19 protein-coding genes and 1 tRNA gene are annotated in these 18,429 nt (G+C 50.7%); 10 read left to right on the top strand and 10 right to left on the bottom strand.

Translation table 11 applies throughout. From position 1 onward, the window contains the following. Positions 1–64: 64 nt before the first annotated feature. Both KKH67_00620 and KKH67_00615 read right to left on the bottom strand, forming a co-directional pair. A tRNA-Met gene (locus tag KKH67_00620) sits at positions 65–141 on the bottom strand. Positions 142–405: 264 nt separating this feature from the next. Beyond that, positions 406–879 (bottom strand): hypothetical protein, encoded by a 474-nt coding sequence (locus KKH67_00615; GenBank protein ID MBU1317674.1) that lies wholly within the window; start codon positions 877–879, stop codon positions 406–408. A 236-nt stretch (positions 880–1,115) separates the two neighbouring features. Between KKH67_00615 and glmM the strand changes: the two genes are divergently transcribed. From glmM to KKH67_00595, 4 genes are all read left to right on the top strand, one after another. Then, positions 1,116–2,459 carry a phosphoglucosamine mutase gene (glmM, locus tag KKH67_00610; protein MBU1317673.1) on the top strand — a complete coding sequence of 448 codons (1,344 nt, stop codon included), beginning with the start codon at positions 1,116–1,118 and terminating at the stop codon, positions 2,457–2,459. 18 nt (positions 2,460–2,477) lie between these two features. Beyond that, positions 2,478–4,304, top strand: coding sequence for a glutamine--fructose-6-phosphate transaminase (isomerizing) (gene glmS / locus KKH67_00605; protein MBU1317672.1), 1,827 nt, complete (start codon positions 2,478–2,480; stop codon positions 4,302–4,304). A 78-nt stretch (positions 4,305–4,382) separates the two neighbouring features. After that, the gene (locus KKH67_00600; protein MBU1317671.1) at positions 4,383–5,003 is read left to right on the top strand and encodes a ribonuclease HII; all 621 of its coding nucleotides are present in this window, start codon (positions 4,383–4,385) and stop codon (positions 5,001–5,003) included. Then, a complete protein-coding gene (locus KKH67_00595; GenBank protein MBU1317670.1) occupies positions 5,000–5,365 on the top strand; it encodes a YraN family protein in 366 nt (121 codons plus the stop codon). Before KKH67_00600 ends, KKH67_00595 begins: the two co-directional genes overlap by 4 nt. Here KKH67_00595 and KKH67_00590 read toward each other — a convergent pair. Both KKH67_00590 and KKH67_00585 read right to left on the bottom strand, forming a co-directional pair. Further along, a complete protein-coding gene (locus KKH67_00590; protein MBU1317669.1) occupies positions 5,355–5,687 on the bottom strand; it encodes a hypothetical protein in 333 nt (110 codons plus the stop codon). The genes KKH67_00595 and KKH67_00590 overlap by 11 nt on opposite strands. Before the next feature lie 91 nt (positions 5,688–5,778). Next, entirely contained in the window at positions 5,779–7,434 is a 1,656-nt protein-coding gene (locus tag KKH67_00585; protein MBU1317668.1) for a DUF814 domain-containing protein, read from the bottom strand. A 191-nt stretch (positions 7,435–7,625) separates the two neighbouring features. On the opposite strand from KKH67_00585, the gene KKH67_00580 reads away from it, so the two are divergent. From KKH67_00580 to hslV, 5 genes are all read left to right on the top strand, one after another. After that, positions 7,626–8,504, top strand: coding sequence for a YicC family protein (locus KKH67_00580; protein MBU1317667.1), 879 nt, complete (start codon positions 7,626–7,628; stop codon positions 8,502–8,504). A gap of 216 nt (positions 8,505–8,720) precedes the next feature. Beyond that, positions 8,721–8,945 carry a DNA-directed RNA polymerase subunit omega gene (rpoZ, locus tag KKH67_00575; protein MBU1317666.1) on the top strand — a complete coding sequence of 75 codons (225 nt, stop codon included), beginning with the start codon at positions 8,721–8,723 and terminating at the stop codon, positions 8,943–8,945. Between the two features lie 23 nt (positions 8,946–8,968). Then, complete coding sequence (gene topA / locus KKH67_00570) at positions 8,969–11,332, top strand: type I DNA topoisomerase (protein MBU1317665.1); 2,364 nt, start codon at positions 8,969–8,971, stop codon at positions 11,330–11,332. Next, complete coding sequence (locus tag KKH67_00565) at positions 11,319–12,218, top strand: tyrosine recombinase (protein MBU1317664.1); 900 nt, start codon at positions 11,319–11,321, stop codon at positions 12,216–12,218. Before topA ends, KKH67_00565 begins: the two co-directional genes overlap by 14 nt. Positions 12,219–12,236: 18 nt before the next feature. Continuing rightward, on the top strand, positions 12,237–12,764 hold the full coding sequence (gene hslV, locus KKH67_00560) for an ATP-dependent protease subunit HslV (GenBank protein ID MBU1317663.1): 528 nt from the start codon (positions 12,237–12,239) through the stop codon (positions 12,762–12,764). A gap of 126 nt (positions 12,765–12,890) precedes the next feature. Here hslV and KKH67_00555 read toward each other — a convergent pair whose 3' ends face one another. From KKH67_00555 to KKH67_00540, 4 genes are all read right to left on the bottom strand, one after another. Further along, entirely contained in the window at positions 12,891–14,072 is a 1,182-nt protein-coding gene (locus KKH67_00555) for a hypothetical protein (protein ID MBU1317662.1), read from the bottom strand. Between the two features lie 342 nt (positions 14,073–14,414). Further along, on the bottom strand, positions 14,415–14,813 hold the full coding sequence (locus KKH67_00550; protein ID MBU1317661.1) for a hypothetical protein: 399 nt from the start codon (positions 14,811–14,813) through the stop codon (positions 14,415–14,417). Positions 14,814–14,990: 177 nt separating this feature from the next. Then, positions 14,991–15,503 carry a DinB family protein gene (locus tag KKH67_00545; GenBank protein ID MBU1317660.1) on the bottom strand — a complete coding sequence of 171 codons (513 nt, stop codon included), beginning with the start codon at positions 15,501–15,503 and terminating at the stop codon, positions 14,991–14,993. Between the two features lie 56 nt (positions 15,504–15,559). Continuing rightward, complete coding sequence (locus KKH67_00540; protein MBU1317659.1) at positions 15,560–16,039, bottom strand: hypothetical protein; 480 nt, start codon at positions 16,037–16,039, stop codon at positions 15,560–15,562. Positions 16,040–16,272: 233 nt separating this feature from the next. On the opposite strand from KKH67_00540, the gene KKH67_00535 reads away from it, so the two are divergent. Continuing rightward, positions 16,273–17,478, top strand: a complete 1,206-nt coding sequence (locus KKH67_00535) for an aminotransferase class V-fold PLP-dependent enzyme (protein ID MBU1317658.1) — start codon at positions 16,273–16,275, stop codon at positions 17,476–17,478. On the opposite strand, the gene KKH67_00530 is transcribed toward KKH67_00535, so the two are convergent. Together KKH67_00530 and KKH67_00525 are read right to left on the bottom strand one after the other, a co-directional pair. Further along, positions 17,460–17,681: a hypothetical protein gene (locus KKH67_00530; GenBank protein MBU1317657.1), complete on the bottom strand. Its 222-nt coding sequence runs from the start codon at positions 17,679–17,681 to the stop codon at positions 17,460–17,462. The genes KKH67_00535 and KKH67_00530 overlap by 19 nt on opposite strands. A 65-nt stretch (positions 17,682–17,746) precedes the next feature. Further along, complete coding sequence (locus tag KKH67_00525) at positions 17,747–18,379, bottom strand: nuclear transport factor 2 family protein (protein ID MBU1317656.1); 633 nt, start codon at positions 18,377–18,379, stop codon at positions 17,747–17,749. Positions 18,380–18,429 lie beyond the last annotated feature (50 nt).

Below are 18,429 nucleotides of genomic sequence, written 5' to 3'. Positions count from 1 at the left end.
TGTAGATGCCGGCGACCTGGCTTGAAGCTAATAAAAAGCCCCTCGACAGGGGCTTTTTATCAACTGGTTGCGGGGGCTGGATTTGAACCAACGACCTTCGGGTTATGAGCCCGACGAGCTACCAGACTGCTCCACCCCGCGATCTTGACCCAATAAATCAATTACTAAGTCTATGTCAACAGATATGTTCAATCCAATCTTTCTTTTTTGGAATCGCGGAATTGTCGATGGTCAAAGCTCGCGTCTCTATTGATCCAATCGAGATTCTTCTTGCAAGCCCGACAAAAATAGGGCGGCAGGTCTGTTGGTTAAACCTGCCGCCCTGGGAGACTAGTAGTGCAGAGAGCGCTGGAGAGTGCTTCTATGTAGAGTAACGCGAGATATTGCTATTTCATAATGTCCGTGCTATTTCAGAGTGACCGATATCTTTAACTGAAGGTAGTTGTCCTTCCAATCGCACCAGAATTTGTATTTGTCGCTGTTGAACAACGATGCCCCGACACCCGCAGCATCCATCAGAACGTCGCGCGCACTCCAACCTTCACGATAACCATCCTCGACTTCTTTGAGAATGCCGAGTCCGAATACGAGTCCACCTGCCAGATTGTCGTCCATGAGTATGCTGAATATCTCCGTGCTGGCATACGAGCCCATCATGTGCTGCCATTTGTCGGGAGCTCTTAGCGTCCAGTTAGGATCGCCTTCGTAATACCAGGCATCATCTGACGCTGCGAGTTGCTTGAACTCCCCATCGCGGGGATATGAAAACATAAACGCGCCGGCGCTTTGTGTCGCTGCCAGCAAAATCAGTGTAATTATGGCCGCCTTTTTCACTATTTCACCGCCTCTGGGGCTTGATGTGGAATTCTCTTTGTTCATGACATAAGTGCTAGGCTCAAAAAGCGTGCCATTGCGGGTTGGTAAGTGCCTCTTGGCCTAAGCCGCTTTATTCAAAAGCATTAGACTGTGTGCTATGGCTTGCACACTTGTCCGGACTTGTGAAGTCGCTTGCAGCATTTGTGAATCTGTGAATTGTGTTGCAATAGACGTTGGTGAGTCTATATATTGACGATTAACTAAGTATAGATTCGAATCAAACAGGTGAGAGCAACAATATGGGGAAGAATTTAATCGAGAGCATTTCCGGTGCCCGTGGGATTATCGGCGAATCCATGACTCCGCACCTCGCGCTGCAATACGGTCTCGCTCTCGGTGCGTTTCTCGGTGGGGGGAAGGTTATCGTCGGCGGAGACACGCGGACTTCGCACGACGCACTTAAGAGCGCCGCTGTGGCGGGGTTGCTCTCTGCGGGATGCGATGTTATCGACATAGGAATCTGCCCGACGCCGACTATCGGTATAGCTATCAGGCATAATAGAGCACGAGGCGGGATTGGTGTCACCGCGAGCCACAATCCGCTCGAATGGAACGGTCTGAAGCTATTCAATGATAAGGGAGAGTTCGTCACGCCGACGCAGTACGAGGTCTTTCGGCGCGTTCTTGCAATGCCGCTGCAGACGTTGGAGGATTGGCGGAAGGTTGGCAAGCTTACCCGCGATGACTCGGCAATAGGCATGCACATCAAGACGGTCATGAAGCTGAAGTTCATCCAGCCGCGAAAGATTCGCTCGCGCAAATTCAAAGTTGTGATCGACTGTGTCAATGGAGCCGGATCGCATGCGGGACCGGAACTCCTCAGGCGACTCGGGTGTCGGGTTATAGCCATAAATGATATTCCCGATGGCAGATTCCCGCGCGGTCCGGAACCGCTTCCGAAAAATCTCGGCCAGTTGAAGAAGAGGGTTAAGCAGGAGAAAGCCGACATAGGATTCGCACTCGACCCGGATGCTGACAGGCTGGCGATTGTATCCGAAAAGGGAGTTGCTATAGGTGAGGAGCATACACTCGCATTGGCGCTCTATGCGGTCTTGTCTCACAAGCGAGGGCCGGTTGTGGTCAACATGTCGACCTCCCGTATGTGCCAGGATGTCGCTGAGCAATTTGGATGCAAGTTTCTAAGATCGAAGGTCGGCGAGGCCAATGTTGTTGATGTTATGCGGCGGAAACATGCTGTTGCCGGTGGCGAGGGAAACGGTGGCGTCATACTGCCTGCCTCTCACTACGGCCGCGATTCACTGGTTGGAATGGCACTTGTACTTCAGCACCTCGCGGCTACGCGAAAGACGGTATCCGAGGCGATGACAGAATATCCGAATTACGTTATTGTCAAGGATAAGGGGGAACTGCCGGATGATTTCGACATAAAACTGGAGAGATTGAAGAAGAAACTCACGGATGTGACCATCAACGAAGCCGATGGAATCAGGATAGACTATCCCGACTCGTGGGTACACATACGAATGTCGAATACCGAACCGATATACAGGTTAATCTCTGAGGCACTGACAAAGAAGAGAGCTGTCGGTTTGATAGATATGGTCAATGATTTGTTTTCATAAGCGACACTGGAGGGCCAAATGTGCGGAATCGTAGGATATGTGGGACACCAGCCTGCTGTCCCAATACTGATGGAAGGGTTAAAGAAACTCGAGTATCGCGGGTACGATTCGGCCGGGATTGCTCTCCTCGAGAATGGAGATCTGATCCATCAGAAAAATGCTGGCAAGATCAAAGTCCTCGAAGAGCATATCGCCGGCAGGGAATTCGCGTCTATGTGTGGTATTGCCCATACTCGTTGGGCAACTCATGGTGAGCCGAACGACACCAACGCACATCCGCATACGGACGAGTCCGGGAAAATCGCGGTCGTACACAATGGGATTATCGAGAATTACCGCACATTGAAGCAATACCTTGAAGGCAAAGGGCACACGTTCCGCACAGAGACAGACACTGAGATCATCGCCCACCTGATAGAAGACAACTATGACGGCGATCTGCTTGCTGCGGTGAGAAATGCTCTTACACAGGTCGAAGGAACATACGGTATTGCGGTCCTCTGCAAAGAGAGCCCGGGCGAGATAGTCGCCGCGCGTCATGGTTCTCCGCTGGTGTTGGGATCGGGACACGGGGAGAACTTCGTGGCGTCGGATGTGTCCGCCATACTTCGCTACACAAATCAAGTTGTCTATCTCGAGGATGAGGAACTGGCTCGCGTGACTGCGGATGGATTCTCGGTGTCGACGCTCGAAAACAAAGAAGTCGACCCGAAACTTCAGGAGATCGAATGGTCTCTCGGCCAGATCGAGAAGGGCGGCTTCGATCATTTCATGCTGAAGGAAATCTACGAGCAACCGAGTGCCCTTCAGAATGCACTGAGAGGACGGCTCAACTACGAAGAGGGAATATCTCGATTGAATGGGTTGCATCTGCAGCTCGATGAGCTTCACAAGATCGACAGAATAATCATCACCGCTTGCGGGACCTCGTGGCATTCTGCTCTGATCGGCGAGTATATGATCGAAGACCTTGCGCGACTTCCGGTCGAAGTCGAATACGCATCGGAGTTCAGATACAGGTCACCGATTGTACATGAGGGCACCCTGGTGTTCGTAATTTCTCAGTCGGGCGAAACAGCCGATACTCTGGCGGCGCTAAGAGAGGCGAAGCGCAAAGGGGCGACTGTGCTCGGCATCTGCAATGTCGTTGGATCGACTATTGCCCGTGAAAGCAGCGGAGGTATTTACATACATGCCGGTCCCGAGATCGGTGTGGCCTCAACGAAGGCCTTCACATCGCAGATCATGGTGCTTGCACTTGTGACGCTGCTGCTTGCGAGAATGCGACATGTGTCTATCGAGAAGGGCCGACAGATCGTCGATGCCATGCAGGACCTTCCGGGGAAGGTGCAGTCGATACTCGATCACTGCGACGATATCAAGAAAATCGCCGACCTCTATTCAGGTCACAACAACTTCCTTTATCTCGGGCGCGGTATCAACTTCCCCGTCGCTCTGGAAGGCGCATTGAAGCTGAAGGAAATATCGTACATCCACGCTGAAGGCTATCCTGCCGCCGAGATGAAACATGGCCCGATTGCGTTGATCGATGATAATATGCCTGTTGTGGTCATCGCCCTCAAGGATCAGGTATATGACAAAGTCATCTCAAACATTCAGGAAATCAAGGCTCGCAGTGGACGAGTGATCGCGCTGGCGTCAGAGGGTGATGAAGATATTAAGCGCCTCGCGGATCATGTAATCTATATTCCCAAAGTGCTTTATCACTTGACTCCGCTTCTGTCGATAATCCCATTGCAGCTGATGGCGTATTATATAGCAGTCAACCGTGGATGCGACGTCGATCAGCCTCGCAATCTTGCTAAGTCGGTCACAGTGGAATAGCCCGCTTTTTGTTTTTGTTGATTGGCCTTCACAGCCGCTGTAGATTCCTTGCGACATCTTTGGAGCGAGGTGACCGGCATGGCTGTTTATGAAACCGGTCTGTGGAATGAAGGCTTTCTAAATATCTGCGGAGTAGATGAAGTGGGACGTGGTCCTCTCGCGGGACCAGTCACTGCTGCTGCTGTAATCCTTCCTCCAGAGACGAAACGAAACGGCATAGGGGACTCAAAAGCAATCACTGCGGCAAAGCGTGAGATTCTCGCCGAACACATCAAGTCGATCGCGATCGCATGGGCAGTCGAATCAATAGACCCCGAGACAATCGACAGAATCAACATCCTGCAGGCATCACTTCTGGCAATGCGGAAGGCTGTGATGCGACTTTCCGTGCAAATAGATGTGGTGCTGGTCGACGGAAACCGCCGCATTCCCGACATTGAGCACGAACAGATAACGGTTGTGCGCGGTGACTCGAAATGTGTGACAATAGGTGCCGCATCGATTCTCGCCAAGGTTGAGCGGGATAAGATGATGGCAGATTATGATCAGCTCTTCCCAGGGTACAAATTCAGCCGGAACAAGGGTTATCCGACACGGGAGCACAGGCTCGCTATCCATGCTCACGGTCCCTGCGACATTCACAGACGGACATTTAAACTGCTGCCAGAAGGTCTGATTCAGGGGAAGCTGAAGTTTTGAAAGATGACCGCAAGGAATTCGGGGCCAATGCCGAGAGTCTTGCGGCGATATATCTTGAGCAGCAGGGTTTTCAAATCCTCGAACGCAACTTCCGGGTGGGGCACAAGGAGATCGACATTATCGCGAGAAACGACAAAGTCGTGATATTTGTCGAAGTCAAGGCTGCCCGGCAACTTCGATTCGGACATCCTGCCGAGCGCGTGACAAGAAAACAGAGAATGAACATCATCGCGGCTGCACAGCAGTACGTGATTGATAATATGTTTGAAGGTTACGATTTTAGGCTGGATGTTATCGCGCTCTATCCGAAAGAGGGAGGAGGCTACACCCTCGATCACATCGAGGGCGCGTTTATGGCGTGAGTGAATCCTTCCTCGCTTCGAGCTTCCTCGTGATTTCTTTCCACACTACAAGCCACTTTTCGGAATCATCGCCGATTTTCTTCAGGTAGTCGGCGATCCAGATAGAATCGACTTCGAGAGCGGTTAGGATCGAATCGCGAATAGGCATATACAGAGTGCTGTCGTGACCCGCCATTTCGAATCCGACAGACAATTCCGCGTATACATCTGTAAACTTGTCGAAATCTTTGGAGTGAATATCGTTGGTGGCATCACCAGAGCATGACACGGTCAGCAGAGCAATTGAAATGAATGACAATATTGCAATGGACCGATAGTGCATTTCCGCGATATTCCTTTCTGATTAGCTGCTATATCGATGAGTACTTAGGTGAAGTCAAGCGAAAAGACAACGTGATTCCCGTCGACTAGTTCTATTCCGGCAATCCCGGCTCGACCATAATCGATTTGACACGAGTGTATCGCACTTTTCCCGGCGGACCTCCCTTGATCTTCTGGAGATACTTCGCTTCGGTGTAGATAATCGGTACCTTCTCAGATGTCCTTGCTTGTGAATAGTATGCCGCGATTCTGGCAGCCATCAAGATGCTCTCGTGTGACGGTTCGCTATTCTTGTCCTTGAGCTTGAGGATGACATGTGATCCGGGAGTCTGCTGTGAATGAAACCAGAAATCGTGCTTCTTTGCCGCGACAAACGACACATACTCATTCTCCTTACCGTTCCGTCCGACCAACACATGCTCACCAGCCGGTGTAGTAAAGGTTCGCGGATAGAACGCTGCTACCGGCTCGGCGCGGTGACTCGAAATCGGCACTTCCCGTCGTTTGAGAATGGCATCCTTGACGAGCGCTTTTTCGAGTTTGAGAAGGTCGCCGAGATTCTCCGCATGATCTAAATCATCTCTGTGATTGCTCAGATTCTTGAGTTCTATGCTTATCTGCGCTATTTGCTTTTCTGATTCCTTGACACCGTCCGTCAGCTTGCGATAGCGTTTGAACAGACGTTTGATGTTGACAGATGGAGCAAGCTCGGTCGGCAACGGTATTGTGATTTCCGGAAGGCTTTCGTCGTAGAGATTGACCACTGTAATTGATGACATGCCTCGCCGAATATTGCTGATATTGATTGTCAGTAGCTCCGCCCATTCTTTGTAGCGAGAGGCGTCCGCTGCTTCAAGAATTATCTTGTTGAGTTTGTCGAGCTTGCCCTCAAGACGCTTCCTCTGAGACTTAATCCCCTGCGCAATCCTCTGTCTGATCGATCTCTCTGCGGACTGATGACTCAATTCTACCGCAACTTCGGCGATTGTGTCGTTAAGACTAGATGTCTCTCGCGTCTGGTCCATTTGCCCGATCCAAACCAAGGTGCCGTCATCCAGGGCGATCGGCAGGCTTCCCTGCACGCAATCCTGATAGCATTCTCCGATCCGTCTTACGGCTCTCTCGATCTCGATGCGACTCATATCTCCAAGACAGGTTTGATCGTTCACTTCCGACAAAGCGATCTCCCAGAATGATGTGTCACACCCTCGAATCTGCTCTTTGAAGAAATTTGTCGCCTTCTCGGATGGTCTCCCGGCAGCCATCTCTATAATTGTATTGGAGTCAATTGCGCCTGGTGGGATGCCGGCCGGTGGATTCGGAGGTGAATAGATTTCAGCCTGCGTCGATCTCCGCAATGTTGTTATGACTGCACTTTCGCTGTTCAGCAGGTAGACGTTGCTTCCGGGGCCAAAGAGCTCGAAAACGAGAAAGAACTGCCGCTCATCTCGCCCCAATGTAAATCTGACAATTCTATCGAAGTTAAGTTGTTCGACGGAATATATGACCGAATCTGTCAATTGCGGCAGGAAATTGGTGGTTTTGGCCGACTTCCTTGAATTCCAACGACTTGGATCATCCAGAAAGAGGAGGCTTTCGCCCGGAAGGAAGAGATAGGAGAGCCTCCTGTCCTTGCTTCCTACCAGATCGATACTAACCTGTTTTCGCACCTCATCTTTGACAAGAGTGTCGACAGATGAATCCTCGATTTCGGTCCTGGTTTCGTGCACCCATCGTGCTATCTGCAATGCGGAGAGTCTCATATATGGATTATAACGCTTATTCGTTGGACATAATCAACCCCTTTCTTCCTGGTTGCCGCCCATGGGACTGTGGAATCTCCCATTCCTGCTCCGACAGACGGAAACCGATTTTTGGACATTGAAGTTGACTTTGGTGGGCTTCGGATGTATTCTGTAAGGTTTTTGGAGAGACACGTATGATATGTAGTATGACAGGTTATGGTCAGGGCGACAAGGCCGAGAACGGTTCCAGAGTAGTTATTGAACTGTCCTCGCTGAATAACAGGTTCTTCGAAACTCAGATCAAGCTCCCCAGGACGCTTTATTCGCTTGAGACGAAGATCAAAGAGCAGGTGAACTCCAGGATTAAGCGCGGCAAGGTCATCTGCACTGTGTCGTGGAAATCAGATGTTGTCGCGGCAGGGCAATTGAAATTGAACGAGTCTGTCGCGGAGATGTATGTAAAAGTGTTTAAGCAGCTGCAGGACAAATTCTCCCTGTCTAAAGATATCAGCCTGTCGGATCTCATGAACCTTGAGGACATTCTTGAGCCGATTGAGGAGAAGGATGATCTAGAGGCGATCGCTAAGGTAGTCGAAGGGGCTGTTGATCTCGCGCTTGATAGTCTGATGGAAATGCGGGGTCAGGAAGGCGAAAGGCTGGCAGCCGACATGAGACCCCGTATTGCGAAGATAGGGGAATCAGTACAGCAGGTGCGTTCTATGTCGAGCGAAGCAGTAGATCTGTATCGTGCAAAGCTCGAAGCGCGCATCAAGGAGCTGTTGAGCGAACTGGCCGACCCCGGAGAGAGGGTAGCAGTCGAGGCGGCAATAGTCGCTGAGAAATGCGATGTAACCGAGGAATGCGTTAGGATAGATAGCCATCTGCAACAGTTCCTCGATACTCTCAATGAATCAGGTCCGGTCGGCAAGAGGCTCAATTTCCTTCTTCAGGAACTTAATCGCGAAGCCAACACAATTGGCTCGAAATCCATCTCAACCGGCATATCGAAAGAAGTGATATTGCTCAAAGAAGAGATCGAGAAACTGCGAGAGCAGGTACAGAACATAGAGTGATGAGGCTGAATTACACCGGAGAATTCATCAGAAAAGAGTCCTCCTGATTCTAAAGGATCTTATCCATTTGACGACATTCTCAACACATCGGCTCAGGGCTGCATCAGGTCAATCCTGGTCGTCTTCTGGATTCTCCAGTGTAATTCGAGGCTGTTCAGAATGGGAACAATCTGAGACCGGCGGTCATTTCAACACTGGGTAATGAAAGGAGACAGCATGAAGAAGACTGAGAGATGGACGATGGAAAATGTGAGGAAGCATACGACCAATGTCTATGAGGCGGTTCTGGTGGCATCGAAGAGAGCCCGACAGCTCAATGAAGAGCGGCTCGCGAAGCTGGAGCTTATGCCCGAAGATGAGAGTATTGACATTGACACCAGAAAAGTAACTGAAATCGCTCTCAAAGAGCTTTCTGATGGTCTAATCAAGACCGAGCGCTGAGTGAGGGCATGAAGAAGTAATCTATGGCTAAGAGTTCGACGAAAACCGAGAAGGGAACCGGCATCAGCAAGAAGGCTGGATCGCGGAGTGCTAAGCCAAAGGCGAACAAGAGCACATCGGCTGCACCCAAGGGTGAATTGATAATAGTCGAGTCCCCGACCAAGATCAAGACCCTGAAGAAGTTCCTTGACAAGAAGTATACTGTCATGGCTACCAAGGGGCATATCCTCGATTTGCCGAAGAGTAAGCTCGGTGTCGATCCTGAGAATGGTTTTCAGCCGAATTATACCGTGATTCACGGTAAGGGTCCCATCATCAAGGAACTGGTGGCGGAAGCGAAGAAGAAGGCGAAGATCTATCTCGCCCCCGATCCCGATCGAGAAGGGGAAGCCATAGCATACCATTTGCTGCTGAAGCTGGACAAAGTTCCCGGAACGATCAAGCGTGTAACATTCAATGAAATTACGAAGAACGCTGTCTTGCAGGGTCTGGAAGATGCGACTGAAATCGACATGAAGAGGGTCAATGCCCAGCAAACAAGGCGAGTTCTTGATCGACTGGTTGGGTACAAGATATCACCGATTCTGTGGCAGACCGTATTCAGCGGCCTGTCTGCCGGAAGAGTGCAGTCCGTTGCACTCAGAATGATCTGCGAACGGGAAGCAGAAGTTCTCGCATTCGTACCGAAAGAGTACTGGAGTATTCATGCAGAATTCGGCAGTGATGGCGAGTGCTGTTTCGAGTCTAAACTAGCCAAGATCGGTGGTGATGACTTTGAGATCCCAAGCGAATCTGATGCAGCAGCGATCGTCGAAGACATAAAGAAACATGAGTATATAGTCAGCAAAATTGTCAGAGATGAAAAGAAGCGTCAGCCACTTCCACCATATATCACCAGCACATTGCAGCAGGATGCCTACAGGCAAGTCGGGTTCTCTACGCAGAAGACTATGATCGTGGCACAGCAACTATACGAAGGTATCGAACTCGGATCGGAAGGCCCTGTCGGTCTCATAACCTATATGCGTACCGACTCAGTCAGAATCGCCGCCGAGGCCCTGACATCCGCACGAGAATATATCCATTCAAAGTTCGGACCGGAATATCTTCCGCCGCACGCTCGTCAATTTAAGGTCAAGTCGCGGTCGCAGGATGCGCACGAGGCGATTCGACCGACCGATTTGGAGCACAGCCCGCAGGAGTGCAAACGCTATCTGACAAGCGATCAGTACAAGCTTTACAATCTTATATTCAGCCGCTTCCTCGCTTCGCAAATGATGCCGGCGGTCTATGATCAGATCAGGGTCGAGATCGAGGGCGGCAAGTATCTGTTCAGGGCGGTCGATACGAAGCTCAAGTTCGACGGCTATCTCCGTGTGTATGAAGAATCCAGGGATGATGATAACGGCAACGGCAATGGAAACACGCTGATCCCGATTCTTGAAGAAAATCAGAAACTGAATCTCAACGGTGTGACTCCCGATCAGCATTTCACAAAACCACCGCCACGCTTTTCAGAGGCGTCGCTCGTGAAAGAACTCGAGGCCAATGGCATCGGCCGGCCATCCACATATTCTCAGATTATTAATACGATTAAGTATCGCAAATATGTCGAATTGGACAATAGAAGGCTCGTTCCGACAGAGCTGGGGACGACAGTCAACGGCATTCTCTCGGTTCATTTCGAGAAGATATTCAACGTCAAGTTCACAGCCGAAATGGAAGATGAGCTCGACAAAGTCGAAGATGGTACCGACGATTGGCAGAAGGTGCTGCATGATTTCTACGAGCCGTTCGCCGCAAATATAAAAGAAGTAGAAGGCAAGATCGCCGAGATAAAGACGACGACTCAGGCCGAGTCTGATGAAATCTGCGACAGATGCAACTCCCCGATGATCGTCAAGTGGGGGAGAAACGGCAAATTCCTTGCCTGCTCAGCATATCCTGAATGCAAGAACACCCGCCCATTAGACAACGAGGGTAACGGTGAGCCGGTCGAACGTGACTGCCCGAAATGCGGCGAGCCACTGATCTACAGGCAGGGTCGATTCGGAAGATTCATCGCGTGCAGTTCCTATCCGGACTGCAAGTATACCGAGTCGATCACAACCGGTGTCAAATGCCCGAAGGATGGTTGCGACGGCGAACTCGCCGCAAGAAGAAGCTCTCGCGGAAAGCTCTTCTACGGCTGCAGCAAGTATCCCGACTGCAACTATGCCACATGGTATCAGCCTGTTGCGCGCGAATGTCCGGCATGTGGATTCAAGATCATGGTCGAGAAAGACACCAAGAGAATTGGTAAGCATTTTGCCTGCCCAAGCTGCAAGCACACCGAGCAAAAGGCCGAAGAGGTAACGGCGGCGGAATTGGAAAATGCCGGCAAGTAAAAGGCATTCTGAAGCTTTCCTGAAGCACCTCCTCGAACAGAAATCCTATTCACTCAACACTATTACTGCTTACCGAAACGATCTCGTGCGATTCCGCGCATTCGTCGAAGAGAAGTCAATCCCGACGAAAGAGATCGAGCAAAGACTATCTCGTGTGATCCGAGATTTCATAAGGCGGCTTCATGCTGACGGGCTCTCCAATAGGTCGATTTGCCGCGTGCTTTCGTCACTCAAGAGCTACTTCAAGTATCTTCACAGCAACAGCGTCACCTCAGAGAATCTTGGTGCGGCGATAATGACCGTGAGATTCGAGAAGAAGTTACCCCGATTCCTGATTCAATCCGATGTCGAACGGCTGATGGGATTTCCCGATCCTGAGACGTTTCTCGGCAGCCGCGATCTTGCTATAATCGAGACGCTATACTCTACAGGGTGCCGTGTATCCGAGTTAGCTGCCGTTCGATTTGATGACATCGATCCGGCGGGCGGCAACTTGCGCGTAATCGGTAAGCGTAGAAAAGAGAGACTGGTACCCGTGGGCAAATACGCGCAAATCGCACTCGACAACTATCTTGCGAGGCGTGTTTCCCAGTTTCCCGATGCGCGACATGACAGAGTTTTTCTGAATCGGCTCGGAGGAGTGTTGACAGCGCGCACAATGGCGCGTATAGTGAAGAAGTATTCGAGGATGCTCGGCACGACCGATCCGATATCGCCGCACAAGCTGCGGCATTCATTCGCAACGCATCTTCTCGATGCCGGTGCTGATATTATGGCGATCAAGGAAATGCTCGGGCATTCGTCGCTGTCGACAACGCAGATATATTCGCATGTTTCGCTGGAGAGATTGAAACAGGTATATAAGAAAGCTCACCCGCGCGCATGACGTGACCAGGGAGGGAGTATGGTTCGCTCGACTACTATTATCGGACTGCGGCACAAGGGTAAGGTCGCTATCGGCGGCGACGGTCAGGTGTCGTATGATGAGACGATATTGAAAGAGACCGCTACCAAGATTCGCTCGATGTATGATGGCAAAGTCCTCGCCGGATTCGCGGGGTCTGCTGCCGATGCCTTGACTCTATTCGAACGTTTCGAGCAGAAGATCGAGGAATACGAGGGGAGCCTTTCACGGGCCGCTGTCGAACTCGCCAAGGATTGGCGCAGTGACAAATTTCTCCGGCGTCTGGAGGCTCTGATGGCGGTTATCGACAAAGAGCATGCGTTCTGGATTTCGGGCAACGGCGATGTTGTCGAACCGGATGACGGAATCGTGGCGATTGGCTCGGGTGGGAATTTCGCACTTGCAGCCGCACGCGCGCTGATGGCTCACTCGAAGCTAAACGCCGAACAGGTCGTACGCGAATCCCTCAAGATTGCCTCCTCAATCTGTGTCTACACCAATGACAAGATTAATGTGAAGACGCTGTAAGGGGTGGTTTCACCTACGCGGTCACAAACGCGTCGTCAGGAACCCTTTCCTGACGACTTAATAGAGCTGACAGGAAAGGGCTCCTGTCAGCGCAAGAAGTGTGATCGGGAGCATCTCCATTCCGTTTCAGTGTATGCGGCCCGAAGCCTTGCCATCCTTGATTATATTTTCCAATTCAACAATAGGTTCGTGCGTGCTTGCAACCGCGAAGTCCCCTGTCGTACCACCTTGTGTTAGCCTGCGGCTCGCATATAGAATGCCTGCCACTTCTACACGTTTGTTCTTTACTGTTAGTAGCGGAGCACCACTAAGCCCAGGATAGCTCGGGATATCCAACTGATAATTGATAGAGAAAGGTCTCATTTTCGGTGGAAGACTCTGAGCTTTAGGATCGCTTGTTATGTAGCCTTTGAGATGCATGTGGTTCAACTCAATCTGGAATGCCTCTTGCGTGGTCAGGGCGTCCGCAAATGCCTTCTCGACGACGTTAAACGGAAATCCAAAAGTAAACACATCCTCTAACGGCTTCAGGAACTCGCGATGAACGTCGAGAGCGATCACAGGACCTTGTAGCCCATCAACAAAGCTCTGAGATACAATGAATGCAGAAAAATCTTCGGAGCCCTTCCAGATTGGGATACCCTCTAGAACGTGGAGCTTGCCAGTATTGCCGATTCGCTCCGATAGCACCAGACGTTCTCCTTTTGTCGCGTCGCGATCCAGCATGACGTGACCAGCTGTGATCAGAGTAAGAAAACCTTCTATGATTACGAAAAACCCTGTTCCAGCGTAATGAATGGGCGGCTGGTCTGAGCCTTTTATTGTATTCCAGATGAAAAGTGGATAGATGGACCTCCACGTGTTGAATTCCAACTCATACGTCTGACTATCTTCAGGAGTTGTATTGGCCGTGCCCCAGATTGATCCTTCAATATCTCTCGCATTGGAGTGTTGTGTCTCTTTCGCCGCCATGCCCGAAACAGTTGCAACTGCATTCCTCAGTGTCTCACGGTTTGGCGAGGACTTGATCAGGTTCACGTAATCGTCGATTTTCTCGTGCAACTGGGAGAATTCTCTCTCGAGATACTTCCTTGCCGCACTGGAAATAATTTCTTGCATGTTCTTATGATCGAAATTCTCTCCCAGATTCATGTACACGTTACCTGTGATATTAAGGTTATCTCCAGACTGGGTTGTTTGATTGCTTGTGGCAGATGGCGGGTCACCCTTTTTCCTGATGTATTTCACTAGTGCACTTATTCCAACCAAGATCGTGACTATTGCAGCGATAAGGGCTATGATTTCCACTTACGTCACCTCGCTCGTGATATGACCCGCGTTTAGCATGCGCAGATGGCTACGCCTTCCATTGCGGTTGTTTGCTCCTAAGTTGTCCTATCGATTCGCCTGAACCTGTTTCAATAGCGACTCATGCCGCGCAGCAAATATAAGAGTCTCGCCATACAGCGTCAAGGACAATGAGAGTGGGGACTGCCTGTATCCCTGTGGGCGGGGACGGTTATCATCACACCATCGCGCGATCCGAGAGAGGTAGTTGAAACGTTTGGCGATAACCTGCTTCGCAGTGATGGCCACACTTGATCAAATATCGCGACCGCGCCTGCCTGAAGCGTAGGCTACCGAGCCTGTTCATTTCCTGAGATTCGTCATCAACAACTCGTGCACAAGTTCGTCGATCTCAGCCTTACTGTGAGCGTAGATATCTCCTTTTTGCGCCAGATCGTCCATGTGCAAGAGACTATATTGGCGAAATACTGACTTATAGTACGTGGATGAAATCACTCTCCAGACAATGTAAAACACAGCTACGGTTAATAGACTGAGCAAGATGCCATAGCGAACGAAAATAAGAGCTGCTGCACCCAATGGCAGCAGAATCTCCAGTATGCGGAGAATGGCAGGAAATATGAGTCCCCTCAAAACTGGAGCTGTGTCGCTCACGAAGCGAAAGCGATTGTTCCACAAAAACGCTGAAATGGCCACCCATACAATGAAGATGAGTGGTTCCGATACCCATAGCAATTTCATAAGCCTCCCCAACCCTTTGTGTCTTGGTATGCCTGCTTCAGGCTCAGGATAATAAAAGCGCTGGGATACGGCAACTGTTATTGTCGGTGGCCGATGTTCGTCGTAGCGCGCTGCCTTGCTACGCAAACCGCGATCAGAGATCACGGCCACACTAGAGAATACAATGCAAATTTACAGCTATTGTGGTCCGGCGTAATCTGTTGCATAGGGCTGTGCCATAGATGCAGTATACTTGATCAGAATATTCGCGAGTTGCCGCAGATGCAGGAAATCGTGTATCACCCACGACGACAGCAAATCGCCCGCTTTCAAGCTGCCTGCACGAGGATGAGTTTTCTCGATATCCCAATCGGGGTTGTCGAGGCTTTCAAGCCATTTGATCGACGCTTTCCGTTCCTCACTGAACTTCTTCAGTGTCTCTGCCAGGTCTTTCGAATTGTAATCTTCGTCGATGGCCTTCTGGTCGGGATTGATCGGCGGCCAATCGAGTTCGGGATCTTCCAGGATCAAGCTGAGTCTCATTCGAAAATCATCGCGCTCCTCATCATATAGATGATTCATCACTTGGAGCATCGACCACTTGTCCTGAGCGGGTTTCCAGCGCGCCTGCTCGACGGTGGTGCCCTCGAAAAGCTTTTTGAATAGCTTGCGGTTTCTTTTCAGCGTTTCGATCATGTGCGGGGCGTCCATATCGCCTCCTGAATGTTCACAAAATGGCAGGTTTCGGGGAATCCTGCCCTACCATGCTAAAACAGCGTATATCCGATAGTCGCTTTGAAATCGGGGGCATCCGCGACGCCAACCTTCGCCTCCAGAAAAAGCTGGTTGCCGTTGGCCATCGTCTTGGCAATTGCACCGAATATGCTGATTCCAAGATCGGTGTTGGAACCGAAACCGTCAACATTGACCCTGACCATGCCAAGCTCGCCACCGAGGCTCGGAGTCCAAGCGCCATTTGCTGAGCGGAAAAGGTAAGACATATCTCCATTGATTGCTATCAATGTAACATCATCACCAAATCCAAGTTCTACGTTTGGCTGAATGAGCAGCGGAGTTGTGGGAGCACCAAAAGAGACATGAGCACCGAAATGAATCTGGTCAGGATTTACCGTCAGGCCCGCGCGCGGTCCCCAGCCGAGAAATCCGATTTTAGAACCGGCTTGTGCAATGGCAGGTGCAGTCAGGATCAGCGAAAAGATCAGGCTCAATACAAGAATTCTGCGCATTTGTTTTTCCTCCCAAGGGTGAGTTGCTGTTAATTCGCCGTGAAGATACGAATTCGACATTTTTGCGTCAATGTCAATTTTCCCATTCTTCTCGGAAGCTGTCGGCTATATTGCCTTGACATGGCCAGGAATCTTAGCTAATCTACACATGCAATTCAGAGTTTTCTGAGAAGATGGTGTAGTCATCTCACCTTACAGTGCATGAGATACGCTAAGAATAGATGGAGTCGCAGGTGGAAAAGCTGATTTATCTTGACAACGCTGCAACATCGTGGCCAAAGCCAGACAGCGTCTATGATTACATGGTCGGGTTCTACCGTAGCTGCGGGGTCAACCCCGGGCGGAGCGGGTTTGACAAGGCAATCGAAGCGGGCAATCTTCTTGAAGATCTCCGCAAACGCCTCACGAGATTCTTTGGGGGTGATGAGACCACTCCCGAGCGGTTATGTTTCACCTACAACGCCACCGATGCGCTGAATCTGATTATCCAGGGGCTTCTATCGGAAGGCGATCACGTTGTCACCACAAACGTCGAGCATAATTCGGTAATTCGTCCGATCAATCACCTCGTGCGCGATGGCGGAGTAGAGGCTACCTACGTGCCGTTTAACGGCGATGGATTCGTCGAACCGGATGCGATCAAGAAGGCAATCAGGTCGAACACGAAGCTTGTAATAGTGAATCATGGCTCGAACGTCATCGGAACAATTCAGCCTGTGAAGGAAATCGGTGCCGTCTGCAAAGATGCAGGTGTGGTCTTCGCTGTCGACGCATCACAAACCGGAGGCATGATTCCGATCAACATGCGCGACATGAATGTCGATGTCCTGGCGTTCACAGGGCACAAATCTCTGCTTGGAACGACCGGCATTGGTGGACTATGTGTACGCGAGCATCTCGACATAAGACCGACGAGATCGGGCGGAACCGGTGTTCGCTCAGCTTATCCGTATCATCTTGAAGATTACCCATACAGAATGGAATTCGGGACACCCAACATGGTCGGCATGGCGTCACTCTGGGCGGCGCAGGACTGGATCGAGGAGCGGGGTGGAATCGATGCTATCTATGCGCATGAAATGAAACTCTGCACGCGTCTTGTCGAGAGTTTCAAGCAGATCGACGGCGTGATTGCCTATTGCTGCGACAGCCTGAATGACCATCTTGCGACATTGACAGTGAATATTGATGGGTTGGAGGCAGGTGATGTCGGAATAATGCTGGATGTCGATTTCAACATCGCCATACGAACTGGTCTTCACTGCGCACCTCTGGTGCACCGGCAGCTCGGGATAGACAAGATACATGGAGGCGTGAGATTCTCAATTGGACCGTTTAACACCGAGGACCACATAGACGCTGCGATTGAAGCCATGGCAGAGATTGCCGAACGTGCAAAAGCTATGAGAGCTAAAGCAGTTCAAACGGTGAATGACTGAGATGGTTGTTTCTGTAGCGCCGTATCAGAGATTCTAACCGTCAACGTTCGGCTGATGTTGTATACCGCTTTGTAATCCTTGCTGCACGTGAAACAGTGCGCGAAGAGCGCGTAGCTGCGCGGTCGGCCATCTATCGGCAACTCCATCGACGCCGCAAGACTGTCGTCGTTCTTGTTGCGAAATGACACCTTAATCGATTTCATACGAGATTTCACTCAGATTCCGGATTCATTGTAAATGGCAGATAACGGCAAGGCTGGCAAATATGCTATACGACTGAGGATTTCCGATCAGCAATTCTTCTCGTGATCCGGTCAAACTGACGGAGTTGCTGTCTCCATTCCTTCAGAAGCGAGAGCCATTTGTCCGCAGTCTCTTTACTGAATTCGAATTTCGCGCCGCTCATCAGCGCGGCGAGGCGCTGTGGATGCTCTTCAACCGCCCATTCAATGAACGCCTGAAACGCGGTCTGCGTCGCCAGCATGCTCTCGTGCGATTGCTCGGCTGTTATCTCTGTGATCAGGCCGTCTTTGAATATGATCCTCACACACTCATAGTAGATCGCGTCGACTCCGACAAGGGAGAACCAGTCATTCCGCTCGATGACGGTGCATGTTACCGTATCGCCGGAGACGTCGTAATTATCGAAAATCAACTCGCTGCCAATGGAAGCGTCCCATTCCTCGAACTTACGCATCTGTTCTCTGCCTTCAGCGACCCAGCTTCCGACCATTTCGTATCTGAAATCCTCGGCGAAGAACGCGAGCGTTCCCTCCACGTCATGGCTGTTATGCGATGCCTCGTATGCCTTGACCCTATCGGTGAGACTCGAAGAGCAGGACAGCAATAGCAGCATTGCCACCGGCAGAGCAGTTCTAATCTTGTCGGGAATCCGTCTCATGGCACATCCCCCGCATGCGATACATTGCAGATCGTCTCTGGAGAAGTAAA

The organism is Candidatus Zixiibacteriota bacterium (assembly GCA_018820315.1).
GTDB lineage: Bacteria > Zixibacteria > MSB-5A5 > JAABVY01 > JAHJOQ01 > JAHJOQ01.
Note: the sequence above shows the minus strand (reverse complement) of the source record. Positions and strands in the feature narration are given on the sequence as shown.

Coding starts and splice junctions, on each gene's coding strand:
- KKH67_00580 (MBU1317667.1), top strand. CDS start 7,626: ATGATATGTAGTATGACAGGTTATGGTCAGGGCGACAAGGCCGAGAAC.
- KKH67_00590 (MBU1317669.1), bottom strand. CDS start 5,687: ATGCACTATCGGTCCATTGCAATATTGTCATTCATTTCAATTGCTCTG.
- KKH67_00600 (MBU1317671.1), top strand. CDS start 4,383: ATGGCTGTTTATGAAACCGGTCTGTGGAATGAAGGCTTTCTAAATATC.
- KKH67_00615 (MBU1317674.1), bottom strand. CDS start 879: ATGAACAAAGAGAATTCCACATCAAGCCCCAGAGGCGGTGAAATAGTG.
- KKH67_00565 (MBU1317664.1), top strand. CDS start 11,319: ATGCCGGCAAGTAAAAGGCATTCTGAAGCTTTCCTGAAGCACCTCCTC.
- hslV (MBU1317663.1), top strand. CDS start 12,237: ATGGTTCGCTCGACTACTATTATCGGACTGCGGCACAAGGGTAAGGTC.
- KKH67_00530 (MBU1317657.1), bottom strand. CDS start 17,681: ATGAAATCGATTAAGGTGTCATTTCGCAACAAGAACGACGACAGTCTT.
- KKH67_00550 (MBU1317661.1), bottom strand. CDS start 14,813: ATGAAATTGCTATGGGTATCGGAACCACTCATCTTCATTGTATGGGTG.
- glmM (MBU1317673.1), top strand. CDS start 1,116: ATGGGGAAGAATTTAATCGAGAGCATTTCCGGTGCCCGTGGGATTATC.
- rpoZ (MBU1317666.1), top strand. CDS start 8,721: ATGAAGAAGACTGAGAGATGGACGATGGAAAATGTGAGGAAGCATACG.
- KKH67_00540 (MBU1317659.1), bottom strand. CDS start 16,039: ATGCGCAGAATTCTTGTATTGAGCCTGATCTTTTCGCTGATCCTGACT.
- KKH67_00545 (MBU1317660.1), bottom strand. CDS start 15,503: ATGGACGCCCCGCACATGATCGAAACGCTGAAAAGAAACCGCAAGCTA.
- KKH67_00525 (MBU1317656.1), bottom strand. CDS start 18,379: ATGAGACGGATTCCCGACAAGATTAGAACTGCTCTGCCGGTGGCAATG.
- glmS (MBU1317672.1), top strand. CDS start 2,478: ATGTGCGGAATCGTAGGATATGTGGGACACCAGCCTGCTGTCCCAATA.
- topA (MBU1317665.1), top strand. CDS start 8,969: ATGGCTAAGAGTTCGACGAAAACCGAGAAGGGAACCGGCATCAGCAAG.